Annotated in this window: 14 protein-coding genes; 7 read left to right on the forward strand and 7 right to left on the reverse strand. The window is 67.2% G+C overall.

Annotated elements, in window-relative coordinates; all coding sequences use genetic code 11:
* Together VFG33_RS27245 and VFG33_RS27250 are read left to right on the forward strand one after the other, a co-directional pair.
* The coding region (locus VFG33_RS27245) for a hypothetical protein (protein ID WP_325055817.1) at positions 1–815 on the forward strand (815 nt) is incomplete at its 5' end.
* A gap of 1540 nt (positions 816–2355) precedes the next feature.
* Positions 2356–3078 carry a hypothetical protein gene (locus VFG33_RS27250; protein WP_325055818.1) on the forward strand — a complete coding sequence of 241 codons (723 nt, stop codon included), beginning with the start codon at positions 2356–2358 and terminating at the stop codon, positions 3076–3078.
* Between the two features lie 52 nt (positions 3079–3130).
* On the opposite strand, the gene trpD is transcribed toward VFG33_RS27250, so the two are convergent.
* The 3 genes from trpD to VFG33_RS27265 all read right to left on the reverse strand — a co-directional run bounded on the left by trpD (position 3131) and on the right by VFG33_RS27265 (position 5583).
* On the reverse strand, positions 3131–4168 hold the full coding sequence (trpD, locus tag VFG33_RS27255; protein WP_325055819.1) for an anthranilate phosphoribosyltransferase: 1038 nt from the start codon (positions 4166–4168) through the stop codon (positions 3131–3133).
* A 10-nt stretch (positions 4169–4178) separates the two neighbouring features.
* Positions 4179–4595: an Rv3143 family two-component system response regulator gene (locus VFG33_RS27260; protein WP_325055820.1), complete on the reverse strand. Its 417-nt coding sequence runs from the start codon at positions 4593–4595 to the stop codon at positions 4179–4181.
* A 70-nt stretch (positions 4596–4665) separates the two neighbouring features.
* Entirely contained in the window at positions 4666–5583 is a 918-nt protein-coding gene (locus VFG33_RS27265; RefSeq protein ID WP_325055821.1) for a cytochrome c oxidase assembly protein, read from the reverse strand.
* Between the two features lie 142 nt (positions 5584–5725).
* Here VFG33_RS27265 and ctaE point away from each other — a divergent pair, with 142 nt between their 5' ends.
* Genes ctaE through qcrB form a run of 4 tightly spaced genes read left to right on the forward strand, consistent with a single transcriptional unit; the run spans position 5726 to position 9907 of the window.
* Positions 5726–6328: an aa3-type cytochrome oxidase subunit III gene (gene ctaE / locus VFG33_RS27270; protein WP_325055822.1), complete on the forward strand. Its 603-nt coding sequence runs from the start codon at positions 5726–5728 to the stop codon at positions 6326–6328.
* Positions 6325–7191 (forward strand): cytochrome bc1 complex diheme cytochrome c subunit, encoded by an 867-nt coding sequence (qcrC, locus tag VFG33_RS27275; protein WP_325055823.1) that lies wholly within the window; start codon positions 6325–6327, stop codon positions 7189–7191. The genes ctaE and qcrC overlap by 4 nt, the downstream gene beginning before the upstream one ends.
* A complete protein-coding gene (qcrA, locus tag VFG33_RS27280) occupies positions 7188–8246 on the forward strand; it encodes a cytochrome bc1 complex Rieske iron-sulfur subunit (protein ID WP_325055824.1) in 1059 nt (352 codons plus the stop codon). The genes qcrC and qcrA overlap by 4 nt, the downstream gene beginning before the upstream one ends.
* Positions 8243–9907, forward strand: coding sequence for a cytochrome bc1 complex cytochrome b subunit (gene qcrB, locus VFG33_RS27285; protein ID WP_414672986.1), 1665 nt, complete (start codon positions 8243–8245; stop codon positions 9905–9907). Before qcrA ends, qcrB begins: the two co-directional genes overlap by 4 nt.
* Positions 9908–10227: 320 nt before the next feature.
* Here qcrB and VFG33_RS27290 read toward each other — a convergent pair whose 3' ends face one another.
* From VFG33_RS27290 to ctaC, 4 genes are all read right to left on the reverse strand, one after another.
* The gene (locus VFG33_RS27290; RefSeq protein WP_414672987.1) at positions 10228–11460 is read right to left on the reverse strand and encodes a L,D-transpeptidase; all 1233 of its coding nucleotides are present in this window, start codon (positions 11458–11460) and stop codon (positions 10228–10230) included.
* A 147-nt stretch (positions 11461–11607) separates the two neighbouring features.
* The gene (gene ctaF, locus VFG33_RS27295; RefSeq protein WP_325055827.1) at positions 11608–12003 is read right to left on the reverse strand and encodes a cytochrome c oxidase subunit 4; all 396 of its coding nucleotides are present in this window, start codon (positions 12001–12003) and stop codon (positions 11608–11610) included.
* Entirely contained in the window at positions 12000–13778 is a 1779-nt protein-coding gene (ctaD, locus tag VFG33_RS27300) for an aa3-type cytochrome oxidase subunit I (protein WP_414672988.1), read from the reverse strand. Before ctaD ends, ctaF begins: the two co-directional genes overlap by 4 nt.
* Before the next feature lie 2 nt (positions 13779–13780).
* Positions 13781–14614 carry an aa3-type cytochrome oxidase subunit II gene (gene ctaC, locus VFG33_RS27305; RefSeq protein WP_325055828.1) on the reverse strand — a complete coding sequence of 278 codons (834 nt, stop codon included), beginning with the start codon at positions 14612–14614 and terminating at the stop codon, positions 13781–13783.
* Positions 14615–14708: 94 nt separating this feature from the next.
* Here ctaC and VFG33_RS27310 point away from each other — a divergent pair.
* Positions 14709–15603 (forward strand): cysteine desulfurase family protein (locus tag VFG33_RS27310; protein ID WP_325055829.1); only part of this gene is annotated, 895 nt, incomplete at its 3' end.

Consider the following 15603-nt stretch of genomic DNA (forward strand, 5'->3'; position numbering starts at 1 on the left):
GGCAGGGTGGCGGGGGTGGGCCGCAGGGGACGATGCTTGGTGGCGGCGGTGATGGGCCTGGTGGGAGGCCGTCCAAGGTCGTGGTGATTGTCTCCAGCGTGGTCGGACTCGTGCTGATCATCATCGCGGCCGCCTTCTTCGTGACCAATCGCAGCGACGACACCGCAGACCCCAGCACCTCACCGAGCACCCAGCCAACGGATCAGCCGACCGGCTCGAGCTCCCCCACGTCCTCAACCAGCCCCCCACCCACGACACCAGACGGCCAGAGCACGATCCCGCCGGGCCAGTCGAAGGACCCGAAGCTCCACGAGGGCGCCCGGATCACCTCTGCCGCCATTTCCTACCCGCGGCAGAAACCACCCTGGTCCGACCGCAAACGCCTGGTACCGCAACTGGAGAACTCCAGCGGCCAGTACGTCCTGCTGCAGGAGAAGTTCGACGGCAAGAACGACTGGTACGCCGACATGTTCGTCGGCTCCCTCGGTACCTCCGCCGGCTTCAACGGCAACACCCAGGCCACCGCGTCGAATCTCGCGTACCAGCTCCGCAGCACCATGTACGGCGACATCCCGGTCATCATCAAGCCGCTACGCAACGGAGCGGTGAAACGTTCCGGCAAGTCGGGCTGGTACTACCAGCAGTCCGTCACGGCGAGCTCGACGAAGGTCGCTGCCCGGGTCCTCACCCTGACGGTCGCGGTCTTCGACCTCGGTGACGGAACCGCAGTCGCGTACATCAGCGACATCCCCACCAACCGGCCGGATCTGAGGACGGTCGAGAGCCAGGTCTACAAGGGAATCAACGTTGGCTGAGAACGACACACCGCAACCGCCCCCGCGCCCCCCGGCCCGGCACAGCGCACCCCCGCGCCAGCCGACCCCCGAGGCGGCCGCCCCCCGCCCACAGGAGCCCCCCGTCAACCAGCCACCCCGCGACAACTCCTTGCCCCCGGCCCGCACAGAGAACCACCCCACAGACGCGCTGCCCGCAGACGCCCAACCTGCGCATCCGCTGTCTGGAGATCCGCTGTCTCCGGATCGGTTGCCTGCGGATCCGTTGTCTGCGGATCCGTTGTCTGCGGATCCGTTGCTTGGTCAGTCCCGCGCACCCGCGCCGCCGCCCCCACCTCTGCCGCGACCAGCCACCGCCCGACCCCGTGCGGCCAGTACGCCGCTTCCGCCGCAGGGCCCGAGTAATCCGCAACCAGCTCGGCCGGACTCCCCGGCGCCACAGCACCCAACCCAGCCACAGCGAGCCGAGCAGTCGCCAGGTCCGCAAACGCCGGTCGGGCAGATGCCACAGCAGGAGCCTGGCAATCGGCAGGTGCAGTCGCCGCCCGGCCCGACCCAACGGCAGGGAAACTGGCCGCCAGCACAGGGCACCCAACCCGCCCCACACCCGAACGACCCACCCCGGCAGCCCCCGCTCAACCAAGGACCACCACAAGGTCCGCAGAGTCAGCAGCGACCGCCTGGACAACACCAGGCCCAGCCACCGCAGGGGCAGCCACCCCGGGTGCCGCTACCGCAGGTGCAGCCACCGCAGGGTCCGAGCCCGCAGGGGCAGCAGCCGCCTCAGCAGTACAGCCAATCCGTCCAACCCGGCCAACCGCCGAACCAGTCACCACAAGCCCAACCGTGGCGCGGCCAGCCGCCCCAGAACCAGCCCGGACAGCAACACGGGCAGCCGCCCCAGAACCAACCGGGACGGCAATACGGGCAGCCGCCGCAGGACCGGCCCGGACAACCGCCGCACAGACCCGTCGGGCCGCAGTACGGACCACCGCAAGGGCAGCCCGGTCAGCAACCCCCGCATTCGTCTGGCGGCGCCCAGCACGGGCGGCCGCTCCCGCAGACGTCTGGCGGCGCTCAGTACGGCCAGCCCCTACATGCGCCACTGGGCGAGCAGCCAGGACCCTCACCGCAGGGGCCGACCCCGTCGAGCGGGCTGCCGTCGCAGGAGCAGGCAGCGCCGTGGCACACGCAGTCCACGCCAGAGCAGGCCGGTCGCCAGCACGGGGAGCCACCGCAGCAGCAGGCCGGCAACCAGTACGGGCCGCCTCAGCAGGCGCCGCAGTACGGGCAGCCGCCGGCTCGGCCGCAGGGCGGGCAGTACGGACCTGGACCTGCGGGACCGCAGAGCGGGCGGACGCAGTATGGGCCAGGACTGGCGGCCGCGCAGTACGGGCCTGGGCCCGCTGGAGCGCAGTACGGGCAGGCGCCGGCTGGGCCTGGGGCTCAGGGTGGGGTGGGTGCGGGCGAGGAGGACGGGGCGGACGCGGTTCGGGTTGGGCAGGCTTATGGGCGGACTGCTCGGGGTGAGCATGTGCCCGGGCGGGATGAACCGAGTGGGATGAGCCGGAACACGCAACGGCTGGTGGGAGTTTTGTCGCTGATCGTCGTCGCGGTGCTCACGACTGTGCTGAGCGTGACCTGGATGTGGAACAAGGCGGACGCCATCAGCCCTGTCGCGGTGCCGGCGCCGAACTCGACGCCGCTGGAGACCGTCAGTCCGTCCGTCAAGCCGACCGTCACCCCGCCGCCGGAGGGCAAGGTGGTCGGTTCGCAGATCATTGCCTCCAACAACGACACGATGGCGCTGATGTCGTCGGCCTGGACGGACAACGGCGAGAACAGCGGCCTGTACGGCGGCGGCGCAACCTGGCTGACCGTGCACGACAGGTACGACGGCAAGAAGGCGACCTGGGGTAACTACGTCGCGTTCGGCGGGCTGAACAAGCAGTTCCCGTTCGTGAACACCCCGGCCGGCCGGAAGGACGCCACCATCAAGGCGGCCAGTCTCGCGATCGGCAAGCTCTACGACCCGAACGTCAAACTGCTCGGCAAGGCGACGCACCGGGCGATCACGGTGGACGGCCACGCCGGCCACGAGCTCACCGTCAAGGTCGAGGTGAAGGTGCCGAAGCTGAAGGAGACGTACTCGACCGTCATGGTCGCGGTGATCGACCGAGGCGATGGCACAGCAGACGTCGCGATCGCCGACATCGCCGGCTCAACCCCACAGTGGTTGCCGGTCTGGCGCACAAGAGTCGCCCAAATCCAGTTCAGCAACTAAAAGCCTGAAAGCAGAAGCGCCGCCCGCCAAGAATGGCGGGCGGCAGGACGGGCTAGTTGCGGATTTCTAGGCAGGTGGTGATCCAGCGGTCCAGGGCGTTCTTGGCGGCACCTGAGTCGATGGCTTCGGCTGCTCGGTCCATGCCGGAGCGGATTCTGGAGACCACTGGTCCGATGCTGCCGTCGTGGGCGGCCAGGGCGGCTCCCGCGTTCAGCAGTACGACGTCCCGTACCGCGCCGACCTCGCCGTCCAGCAAGGACCGCACCACCTTCGCGTTGTAGACCGCGTCCGCACCCCGGAGCGCCTCCGCCGGGACCGGCTCGATCCCGAGTTCCCGAGGATCCAGCGTCACCGGTCCCTCGACGACCCCACGCCCGACCGACCACACCTGCGACGTCGTCATCGTGGTCAGCTCGTCCAGCCCGTCATCGCCATGGAACACCAGCGCGTCGATCCCCCGCCGGGCCAGTACGCCGGCCATCAGCCCGGCGATCCGGCTGTCACCCACCCCGACGGCCTGCGCCGACGGATTCCCCGGATTCGCCAACGGCCCCAGGAAGTTGAAGGTGGTCGGCACCCCCAGCTCACGACGCGGTACGGCGGCATGCCGCAACGCAGGGTGGAACGCAGGGGCGAAACAGAACGTGATCCCAGCCTTCTCGCCCACGGCAGCAACCTGCTCGGCCGTGAGATCGAGCGGAATCCCCAGCTCCTCGAGCACATCCGCAGCCCCACAAGCGGACGAGGCCGCGCGGTTCCCGTGCTTGAGGATCTTCGCTCCGGCGCCGGCAGCAACGATCGCCGACATCGTGGAGATGTTCACCGTGTGCGCCTGGTCACCGCCGGTACCGACCACGTCGAGCGTCCGGCCGGACACCTCGATCTTGGTGGCGAACTGGCGCATCGTGGCGACCAGCCCCTCGACCTCGGTGACGGTCTCGCCTTTGGAACGCAGCGCGATCACGAACCCGGCCAGCTGCGCCGGGGAGGCCGCGCCGGACAGGATCTGTTCCATCGCCCACGCGGTCGCCGAAGCGTCCAGGTCCTCGTGCCGGAGCAGCGGGTTCAGCACCTGCGGCCAGGTGGTCATGACCGGGAGATCAGGTGGTCGCGGGCAGCGTGGCGACCCGCTGCCGGAGCAGCTCCGCGGTCACCTCGGCCAGCCGCACCGGGTCGATCGGGTGCGATACGGCCCCCTCCGCGCGGGACCAGGTGGCGAGCCAGGCGTCCTGCGGACGGCCCGTGATCACCAGGATCGGTGGGCACTGGAAGATCTCGTCCTTCAACTGCCGGGCGATCCCCATCCCGCCGGCGGGCACGGCCTCACCGTCGAGGATCGCCAGGTCGACGTCGCCCTTGTCCATCGCCTTGATCACGGCGGGCTCGGTGGCGCACTCGAAGTACTCGATCTCGGGCAGATCAGCCGCGGGGCGCTTGCCCAGCGCCAGCCGGACCGACTCCCGCGTCGTACGGTCGTCGCTGTAGACCAGCACCTTCAGCGGACGCTCTGAGCTCATCGATTCATCCCAAGCTGTGTGTCTGTGACGAGTGGACCTGAAACCAACCTTGCAACCATCACCGCGAATGCTACCGGGGCGGCCGGGCCGCCCTGCGCGCCTGTTCCTCCAACCGGTCCAGCCGGCGGTCCTCCCGCCTGGCCTCACGCTGCGACTGCCTCACCCACTGGACGAACAGGACGCCGAAGAAGAGCAGCCCGACGAGGTCCCCGGATCCCCACAGCAGCCCACCGGCGATGTACTGGTCGCGCAGCGGCGACGGCGGCCAGGACCGGCCGAAACTCGTGTACCAGTCCTCCGCGATCAACTTGGTCGAACTCATGATCGTGATGCCGAGGAAGGCGTGGAACGGCAGCGTCAGGAAGACCAGCATCAGCCGGAAGGGATAGATGACGCGTCCCGGTACCGGATCGAGTCCGAGCAGCGGCCAGAAGAACAACGAGCCGACCAGGATGAAGTGCAGGTGCAACAAATCGTGGAGCAACGCCGAGTGCAGCGTCGCGTCGTACCAGCCGCTGAAATAGAGCGCCCACGGGCTCAGGACGAACAGCGTGAAGCCGATCAGCGGGAAGCAGATCACCTTGGCGAAGCGCGAATGCAATACGGAGAGCAACCAACTGCGCGGCGTGGCCGGAAGGGTGCGGAGGGCAAGAGTCACCGGCGCGCCGAGCGCCATCGCGAGCGGCGTGAGCATCGACAAGATCATGTGCTGGGCCATGTGCACGCTCAGCAGCACCGTGTCGTAGGTGCCGATCGCGGACTGGGTGGCGACCACAGCGCTGCCGAGACCCAGGCCGATGAAGGAGAAAGTCCGGCCTCGGGACCAGTGATCCCCCCGGGCCCGGAGCTTGTGCACGCCGTACAGATAAAGGCTTCCGAGGGCGATGATCACTGCCAGTAACACCGGCTCGAAGGTCCACGCAGTCAGCAGCCGCAGTGGTGTGAACGGCTCGATCTGATCGCCTGGTCCGGCGTGGAGGGGAAGCACGGTTCAACAGTAGAAACGATAAGTCGCCGACATGCATGGGGGTGGGCGTGCTGTCTGATCCCCGGACCGACATAATGACCGCGTGGCCACAGCAACCGCGCTCCCAGCGTCCCGTGAACACGGACACAACGACCGTCCCAGTATGGTCAGTGTCGGCACGATCGTCTGGCTCTCGAGCGAACTGATGTTCTTCGCCGCCTTGTTCGCGGCGTACTTCACGATCCGGTCGGTGACGACGGCCGCGGCAGCCCCGGGAACGGAGTCGCTGTGGCAGATCTCGACAGAGATGCTCAACGTTCCGTTCGCCGCGGTGAACACGTTCATCCTGGTCGCGTCGTCCTTCACCTGCCAGGCCGGCGTCTTCGCCGCCGAGCACGGCAAGGTCGGCCGGTCCGGCTCGGTCGCGAACATCCGCGGCTGGGGCATGCGTGAGTGGTTCATCCTCACGTACCTGATGGGCGCGGTCTTCATCGCCGGCCAGGTGACGGAGTACGCCACCTTGATCCACGAGGGCGTGACGATCTCGTCGACGGCCTACGGATCGGTCTTCTACCTGACCACCGGGTTCCACGGCCTGCACGTGACCGGCGGTCTCATCGCTTTCGTGTACGTCCTCGCCAGGACCTACATGGCACGTCAGTTCACCCACGAACAGGCCGTGTCGGCGATCGTCGTGTCGTACTACTGGCACTTCGTCGACGTGGTCTGGATCGCCCTGTTCGCGACCATCTACCTGCTCAAATGAGTGAGAAGAGACTTTCCTTGTCACCGGCGCGCTTCCTCTCCGCGCGACGACGGCACCGGTCAGCCGGCCTCGTCGTGCTTCTGTTCGGCCTCCTGGCGGTGGGCTCCGCGTACGCCGCGTTCGCCCCTGACAACGCGGAGGCCGACAACTCGGCCCAGTCCCAGCAGATCGAAGAGGGCAGGAAGCTCTTCGCGGTCGGCTGTGCGAGCTGCCACGGTCTGAACGCCGAAGGCGGTGGCAACGGCGAGGGCAAGATGGCCGGACCGTCGCTGATCGGTGTCGGCGCGGCCGCCGTCGACTTCCAGGTCGGCACCGGGCGGATGCCCGCGATGCAGCCCAACGCCCAGATCCCGCAGAAGCCGAAGGCCTACTCGCAGGCCGAGATCGAGGCGCTGGCCGCGTACGTCGCGTCACTGGCTCCCGGCCCGGCGGTTCCGGCCGAGGAGTCGTACGACATCAGCAAGGTCACGGACGAGCAGATCACCCGCGGTGGCGAGCTGTTCCGGACCAACTGCACCGCCTGCCACAACTTCGCCGGCAAGGGTGGCGCGCTGCCGAACGGCCGCTACGCCCCCTCGCTGATGGGTGTCGACCCGAAGCACATCTACGAGGCCATGCTGACCGGCCCGCAGCAGATGCCGGTCTTCTCCGACCAGGTGCTGCAGCCGGATGACAAGCGCGCCATCATCGCGTACGTGAGCGCGCTGCAGGAGCAGAAGGACCCGGGCGGCTTCGGGCTGGGCCGGCTCGGCCCTGTCTCCGAGGGCCTGTGGGGCTGGCTGGTGGGCATCGGCCTGCTGGTCGGGGTGGCGGTCTGGATCGGCGCCAAGGGCGTCAGGGCCAAGGGAGCGAAGGCCGAATGAGCGACGAGAAGGACAACCTGCCCGCGGTCAGCGCGGGTGACGAACCCAACGGTCAGGTGCAACTGGCCGAGCCGATCCCGGACCCGGGCATCGAGCCGCACGAACACCGGATCACCGACATCGACCCGTTGGCGGCCGACCGGGTCGAGCGCCAGGTCTCGACGATGTTCACCCTCGCGGGCCTGCTCGCGCTGGGTTCCTGCGTCGCGTACTTCGCGATCCCGCGTGACGCGACCATCGAGTTCGGCCCGCTGACCGGCAACGCGAACAACATGACCCTGGGCCTGACCGTCGGCCTGGCGTTGTTCCTGATCGGCGCCGGCGCGATCCAGTGGGCCAAGAAACTGATGGTCGACAACGAGATCTCCGAGGAGCGGCACGACGCCGGTTCCAGCCCGGAGCAGAGGGCCGACATCATCCAGGGCTTCCAGCAGGGCGTCGAGGAGTCGGGGTTCACCCGTCGCAAGATGATCCGCCGGTCCCTGATCGGCGCGATGGGGCTGCTCGGTCTGCCGGCCATCGTGTTCCTGCGCGACCTCGGTCCGCTGCCGGGCCGCAGCCTCTACAACACCATCTGGGCGAAGGGCATCCGGGTCGTCAACGACGTCACCCTGCGGCCGATCAAGCCGTCGGACCTGGTCGTCGGCCAGCTGGTCAACGCCGCCCCGGCCAACCTCGCCCCGATCCAGGAGGAGAGCCCGGTCGAGTACCAGAACGCCAAGGCCAAGGCCGCGGTAATCGTGGTCCGGATCGCACCGGACCAGATCCGTCCGAAGGCCGGACGCGAGAACTGGGGCGTCGACGGGATCCTCTGCTACTCCAAGATCTGCACACACGTCGGCTGCCCGATCTCGCTGTACGAGCAGACCACGCACCACGTGCTGTGCCCGTGTCACCAGTCGACCTTCGACCTGGCCGACGGCGCGAAGGTGATCTTCGGCCCTGCCGCGCGGCCACTTCCGCAGCTACCGTTGGCGGTAGACGCAGAGGGCTACCTGATCGCGCAGAACGGGTTCGATGAGCCGGTCGGCGCCAGCTTCTGGGAACGAGGGTGACATCAGTGGCTACCAAGGAATTCCCGCCGCCGGTCAAGTGGGTCGACGACCGACTCGGCATCGGCAAGATCGGCAAGAAGAACCTGCGCAAGGTCTTTCCGGACCACTGGTCCTTCATGCTCGGCGAGATCGCCCTCTACAGCTTCATCATCCTGATCCTGACCGGCATCTTCCTGACCTTCTGGTTCAGGCCGTCGATGGCCGATGTCGAGTACCAGGGCTCGTACAGCCTGCTCAAGGGTCTGCACATGTCGGAGGCCTACGCCTCCACGCTGGACATCTCCTTCGACGTCCGCGGCGGTCTGCTGATGCGGCAGATCCACCACTGGGCGGCGGTGCTGTTCATCGCCGCGATGATGGTGCACCTGCTCCGCATCTTCTTCACCGGCGCCTTCCGTAAGCCCCGTGAGCTGAACTGGGTGATCGGTTTCACCATGTTGTTCCTCGGCATCATCGAGGGCTTCATCGGCTACGGTCTGCCCGACGACCTGCTGTCCGGAACGGGGTTGCGGATCACCCAGGGCATGATCCAGGCCAGTCCGGTAATCGGCTCGTACCTGACCTTCTTCATCTTCGGTGGCGAGTTCCCCGGCGACGACATGGTCTCCCGGTTCTTCACCGTTCACGTGCTGCTGATACCCGGGTTGATCCTGGCTCTGGTGACGGCCCACTTGTTCCTGGTCGTGTACCACAAGCACACGCAGTACCCGGGTCCTGGCCGGACCGAGAAGAACGTGGTCGGCTACCCGCTGATGCCGGTGTATATGGCCAAGGCCGGCGGCTTCTTCTTCGTCGTCTTCGGCATCACCGCGCTGATGGGCGCACTGATGCAGATCAACCCGGTCTGGCTGTACGGGCCGTACAACCCGGCAGAGGTGACAGCAGGCTCGCAGCCGGACTGGTACATGGGCTGGCTGGAGGGCTCTGTCCGAATAATGCCGGGCTTCGAGTCCCATTTCTGGGGTGTCACGCTCAGTTGGAACCTGCTCATACCGGCGCTGATAGTTCCTCCCCTCTTCGTCACCGTGGTGGCGCTGTATCCGTTCATCGAGGGCTGGATCACCGGCGACAAGCGGGAGCACCACCTGCTGGACCGGCCGCGCAACATGCCGACCCGGACCGGTATCGGTGCCGCGTTCATCACCTTCTACGGACTGCTGTGGATCGGTGGCGGCAACGACGTGGTCGCGACCCACTTCGGGATCTCGCTGAACCACGTGACCTGGTTCCTCCGGTTCGCGGTGTTCATCGGTCCGGTGCTGGCCTTCTGGATCACCCGGCGGATCGCGATCTCGCTGCAGCGGGCCGACAACGACCGGCTGCTGCACGGGCTCGAGTCCGGCATCATCGTGCGACTGCCGCACGGTGAGTACATCGAGAAGCACACACCGATCTCGAAGTACGAGGCCTACGCGCTCACCGCCCGGGACCGCACCCTGCCGCTCGAGATCGGTCCGGAGACCGACGAGAACGGCGTCGCGGCCCCGCGCCGCGGGCTGACCAAGATCCGGGCCGCACTGTCCCGGTTCTACTTCGCGGACTCGGTGCAGAAGCCGACCAGCGAGGAGATCGAAGAAGCCCACGCCCACGGCGACCACGAGGACCACGCCCACGCCGAGGAACTCGACGACGCGGCCCGGGACCAGATCACCAAGCACTAGCCCACCGCACACCAAGAGAGGCCCTGGCTCCCCAGCCAGGGCCTTTCTCATTGCCTGCGCACGAGCCCTCCCCCCACACCTCCCTCCCGGTACGCCGGTACGTTTGCGTCGCCGGTGCCGTGTGATGGTGCCAGGCGAGGTGGGTGCCGTTGATGGTCATCCAGGGAGCCGAGGGGGCTCGGACGTCCCCGCGGATGGAACTCGACGACGGTGGACCGATGGCAGGCTGCTCAGGCGCTAGCGCTCTGCACCGTCAGAAAGCCAGTCAGGGCGAGCCTGGACCGTCAGGTGGGTGCTGGGCCGTTAGGTAGGTGCTGAGCTCAGGAGAGGGCTGAGGCTGCCTTGTAGGTGGTCCAGGAGTCGTTCCAGTCGGTCCAGCCGTTGCCTGACTCCATTTTGCGGGCGGTGCCGGTGACGATGACCGGGTCGCCTCGGAGGGTCTGGGAGTAGTACCAGGCCGCGTCCTTGAGGCTCATGCCCACGCAGCCGTGGCTCACGTTGGCGCTGCCCTGGCTGCCGCTGGACCACGGGGCTCCGTGGATGAACTCGCCGGAGCTCGTCACGCGCTGGGCGTACTGGACGTTGCTGATGTTGTAGTAGTCCGGGTCGCCCGGCTTGATGCCGACGGTGGCCGCGTCCATCCGCTTGGTGCGGTACTTCTCCATGATGACCTTGATGCCGCTGCGGGTGGTGAAGCCGTCCTTGCCCGCGGTGATCGGGACGGTCCGCGCCAGTTTGCCGTTGATCTCGACCGTCATCTGGTGCTTCTTGACGTCGACCCGGCTGATCACGGACTTGCCGATGGTGAAGTCGATCTGGCGGCTCGCGGTGCCCCAGGTGTTGGCGCCGGCGTTGACGCCCTGGGTGGCGATGTTGACCGTCACCTTGGTACCGGCCGGCCAGTAGGTCTTCGGGCGGTAGTTCACCTGCTTGCTGCTCACCCAGTGCCAGGTGCCCTCGACCGGGACCGAGGTCGTCACCGAGAGCCGCCGCTCGACGGCCGCGCGGTCCAGGACCGAGTGGTTCCAGAAGATCTGGATCGGCATCGCGACTCCGACGGTCTCGCCGTCCAGCGGGGCCACGGAGGCCTTCAGGCTGGTCGAGGCGGCCAGGGTCTTGAAGGTGGAGCTGATCGGCACGCTCTTGCCGTCGGTACCCTGTGCGGTGCCGCTCACCGTGTACGTCGCGCCCGGCTTGAGCTGGGGCGCGGAGGTCCACTGGGACTTCTCGGTGTTGAACGCACCGGAGACCTTGCCGCCATCGTCATCACGCAGCGTCACAGCCTCCAGCGTTCCGGCGCTGGTCGCGACGGTGACCGGCTTGTCCGGCCGGACCGCGGAAGCGCCCTTGGCCGGCACGATCGAGACGTTGGCAGCGGCGGGGTCCTGCGACGGGGTGCCACCGGGGGTCGTCGACGCGCCCGGAGTGGAGTTGCTCGGCGAAGACCCGGAGGTCCCTGAGTCGGCTGCCGACGTGTCGCTGCACGCGGTGCCGACCATCAGCAACGCGCAAATCCCCGCCACGGCAAGGCCGTGTTTCCGCAAACTACTCAACACCTGAGCTCCCCAGAGAGACGATCCGCCGCCGGGCCAGCCTAGCTCGCCCCACGGTTGTATCCACGCACTGAAACGTCACCAGTACGGCGAAGCCATGAGGGGCCCGCAGTACTGATGACGTTCGGCAGGTCTATTTAGTTGGCGTCAGTGCGCGTGATCTCCGCGGTAGTACTCGAACACGAACCCGGACAGGGTGACGATGCCGATCCCGCTGCCGAGGATGAACAGCCACCAGCCGAACACGATCCCGAGAACGATCACGGACAGTGTCAGCGCGCACCACAGCGGCCACCACGAGTACGGCGGGAAGAAGCCGAGCTCACCGGCTCCCTCGACGATCTCCGCTTCCTTGCGGTCCTCCGGCCGGGGATCCATCCGCCGTGCGGTGATGCTCAGGTAGAACGTCACCAGCAGGGACAGGAAGAACGTCATCACCAGGGCGGTGGTGCCGGTCGGGTCCTCCGACATCAGCCAGTAGATCGGCGCGACGATCAGCACGAACACCGTGAGGAGCCCGAAGACCCAGGCCTCGACCTTCATGCCTTGCTCTCCCCGTCCACGTCAGTACCGGCTGTCAGGTTGCGCTCGAGATTCTCGACCCGGCCCTGGTCCTCCCCCGCGTCCAGCAGGTTGTCCCGGGGCGCACCGCTGTCCGGATACTCCGACATCGCGATGTCCGGGTGATGCAGGTCGAACGCGGGGCTCTCGGACCGGATCCGCGGCAGCGAGAGGAAGTTGTGCCGCGGCGGCGGTGAACTGGTCGCCCATTCCAGCGACCGGCCCCAGCCCCACGGGTCGTCGACGCCGACCAGCGGCGACTTGCGCGACTTGTAGACGTTGTAGAAGAACGGCAGCATCGAGAGGCCGAGGATGAAGGCACCGACGCTGGAGACCTCGTTCAGCGTGGTGAAGCCCTCGTTCGCCCCGTACGACGCGTACCGCCGCGGCATGCCCTCGACACCCAGCCAGTGCTGCACCAGGAACGTCGTGTGGAAGCCGATGAACAGCAGCCAGAAGTGCAGCTTGCCGAGCTTCTCGTCCAGCATCCGGCCGGTCATCTTGGGCCACCAGAAGTAGAAGCCCGCGAACATCGCGAACACCACCGTGCCGAAGACCACGTAATGGAAGTGCGCGACCACGAAGTACGAGTCGGACAGCTGGTAGTCGAGCGCGGGCGAGGCCAGGATGACGCCGGTCAGACCGCCGAAGAGGAAGGTGGTCAGGAAGCCGATAGCCCACAGCATCGGGGTGTCGAACGAGATCGATCCACCCCACATCGTGCCTATCCAGTTGAAGAACTTGACCCCGGTAGGCACAGCGATCAGGAACGTCATGAAGGAGAAGAACGGCAGGTTCACCGCGCCCGTGACAAACATGTGGTGCGCCCACACCGCCACCGACAGGATCGCGATGCCGAGCGTCGCGGCGACCAGCCCGATGTAGCCGAAGACCGGCTTGCGGCTGAACACCGGCAGGATCTCGGTGATGATGCCGAAGAAGGGCAGAGCGATGATGTAGACCTCGGGATGCCCGAAGAACCAGAACAAGTGTTGCCACAGCAGTGGCCCACCGTTCGCGGCATCGAAGACGTGGGCCCCCAGGGCCCGATCCGCCTCCAGCATCAGCAGCGCGCCGGCCAGGATCGGGAACGCGATCAGCACCAGGATCGACGTGACCAGGATGTTCCAGCAGAAGATCGGCATCCGGAACATCGTCATGCCCGGAGCACGCATCGTGATGATCGTGGTGACGAAGTTGACCGCACCCAGGATCGTGCCCAGACCGGCCATCCACAGACCCATGATCCACAGGTCACCGCCGACGCCCGGCGAGCGGACCGCGTTGGACAGCGGGGCGTAGGCGAACCAGCCGAAGTCGGCCGCGCCACCCGGGGTGAAGAAGCCACTGATCGTGATCAGGCCGCCGAAGAGGAACAGCCAGAAGCTGAACATGTTCAGCCGCGGGAACGCGACGTCCGGTGCGCCGATCTGGACCGGCATGATCACGTTCGCGAAGCCGACGAACAGCGGGGTCGCGAACAGCAGCAGCATGATCGTGCCGTGCATCGTGAAGAGCTGGTTGTAGACCTCCTCGTTCACGATCTGCAGCCCCGGCTTGGCCAGCTCGGCGCGGATCAGCAGCGCCATCACGCCGCCGATCAGGAAGAACGCGAACGACGTGATCAGATAAAGGTGCCCGATCAGCTTGTGGTCGGTGGTGGTCAGCCACTTGACCGCGATCTGGCCCTTGGTGCGCCGCCGCGGGAGCGCGGCCGCAGCACTGATCGCGCCTGAGCGCTCGGCGATGTCCGTCACTTCTAGCCCTCCTGCTGCCCGGTGCCGGGAATGGTGGTCGCGTCCTGGCCACCGGTCGCGGCGCCGGTCTGGCCCTTGGCGGCCAGGTCCCGAAGGTGCGCCTGATACTCGTCGGCGGTGACCACCTTGACGCTGAACACCATCCGGCTGTGGTAGAGACCGCACAGTTCCGCGCACTTACCCGCGAACGTGCCGGTCTTGGTCGGGGTCAGCTCGAGCTTGTTGGTGCGGCCCGGGATGACGTCGAGCTTGAAGTAGAACGACGGCACCCAGAAGGAGTGGATGACGTCCGGCGAGGTCAGGTCGAAGTGGACCGACTCGTTCACCGGCAGCCAGAGCTGGGCCGGCTGGTCCAGGGTGCCGGTCTCCCAGACACCCTCCTGACCGTCGACCGTCTCCTTGTAGTTGAAGGTCCACTGCCACTGCTGGCCCACCACGTTGATGGTGTGCGCCGGGTCGTCGGACATCGCCGTCACCCGGTTGCCGTGCTCGATGGTGTAGAAGAACAGCACCCCGATGATGGCGAACGGCGCCAGCGTGTACAGCACCTCCAGCGGGAGGTTGTACCGCGTCTGGCGCGGGGCCTTGTCGTTCCGCTTCCGGTACCGCACGACGGCGAACAGGATCAGGCCCCAGACCATCACGCCGATGATCAGAGCCGCGATCCAGGCACCGATCCAGAGGCTTCTGACGTCCTCGGTCCGGTCCGAGGCGCCCTCGGGCAGACCGAGTCGTTTCCACTGCGCGTTGGTCTCCGACGAGCAGCCGGTCAGCACAACGGTGCCCACCACCACTGCCGTCGCGACCAGTAGGCGTCGCTTGCCGTTCGAACCCACGGGGCGCCTTTCCCTTCCCAGGTGAGACTGACGACAGAACACTACTGGACACCATCCGCGGTTCCGCGCATAGGTAGGGCTTAGCGTTTCCGGTGTGAGCGACCATGCGTACCTCGATGCGGCGACAGCTGAACCGTTGCACCCGGCAGCCCGGGAAGTGTTGCTGTCGGCATTGGATTCCGGGTGGTCGGATCCGGCCCGGTTGCACCACGAAGGACGGACCGCCCGGTTGCTCCTGGACAACGCCCGCGCAGTACTGGCCGAGGCCCTCGGAATACGCCCGGACGAGCTGTATCTGACCACCTCCGGTACAGCCGCGATCCACTCCGGTCTGGGCGCTGTGGCGGCCGCCCGACGCCGGGTTGGAGCGGGGATCGTGCACTCGGCCGTCGAACATTCCGCAGTCCTCCACGGCGCGGCAGCAGCCGGTACTGCGACTGAGGTGGGCGTCGACTCCCTCGGACGGATAGACGTGGACGCCTTCGCCAGCGCAGTACGGGAGCCTGGTGTCGCGGTAGCGGCGCTGCAGTCGGCCAATCACGAAGTGGGGACGCGGCAACCGATCGGGGAACTCGCAGAGGCTTGTAAGGCTGCCGGGGTCCCGCTGTTCGTCGATGGAGCCGCGTCGATCGGGCACGACGTAGTACCGGCTGGGTGGTCCGCGTTGACCGCGAGTGCGCACAAGTGGGGCGGACCGGCCGGGGTCGGGCTGCTCGCAGTACGGAAGGGGACGCGGCTGGCGCCCGCTTGGCCTGTGGATGAGCGCGAGGACGGCCTCTCCCCCGGGCATCCGAACATCCCGGCCGCGCTCGCCGCGGCGGCAGCCCTGCAGGCGCGGCTGACCGAGGCCGACGAGCTGAACAGGCAGCATCGGGCGTGGATCGACGAACTGCGCCAGCGGGTAGCGGCCGAGATCCCCGACGTCGAGGTGGTCGGCGATCCGGTCGACAGGCTGCCGCACATCCTGACCTTCTCCTGCCTGTACGTCG

This window comes from Kribbella sp. (assembly GCF_035687465.1).
Classification (GTDB): Bacteria; Actinomycetota; Actinomycetes; order Propionibacteriales; family Kribbellaceae; genus Kribbella.

Coding starts and splice junctions, on each gene's coding strand:
- VFG33_RS27250 (WP_325055818.1), top strand. CDS start 2,356: ATGAGCCGGAACACGCAACGGCTGGTGGGAGTTTTGTCGCTGATCGTC.
- trpD (WP_325055819.1), bottom strand. CDS start 4,168: ATGACCACCTGGCCGCAGGTGCTGAACCCGCTGCTCCGGCACGAGGAC.
- VFG33_RS27260 (WP_325055820.1), bottom strand. CDS start 4,595: ATGAGCTCAGAGCGTCCGCTGAAGGTGCTGGTCTACAGCGACGACCGT.
- ctaE (WP_325055822.1), top strand. CDS start 5,726: ATGGTCAGTGTCGGCACGATCGTCTGGCTCTCGAGCGAACTGATGTTC.
- qcrC (WP_325055823.1), top strand. CDS start 6,325: ATGAGTGAGAAGAGACTTTCCTTGTCACCGGCGCGCTTCCTCTCCGCG.
- qcrA (WP_325055824.1), top strand. CDS start 7,188: ATGAGCGACGAGAAGGACAACCTGCCCGCGGTCAGCGCGGGTGACGAA.
- ctaF (WP_325055827.1), bottom strand. CDS start 12,003: ATGAAGGTCGAGGCCTGGGTCTTCGGGCTCCTCACGGTGTTCGTGCTG.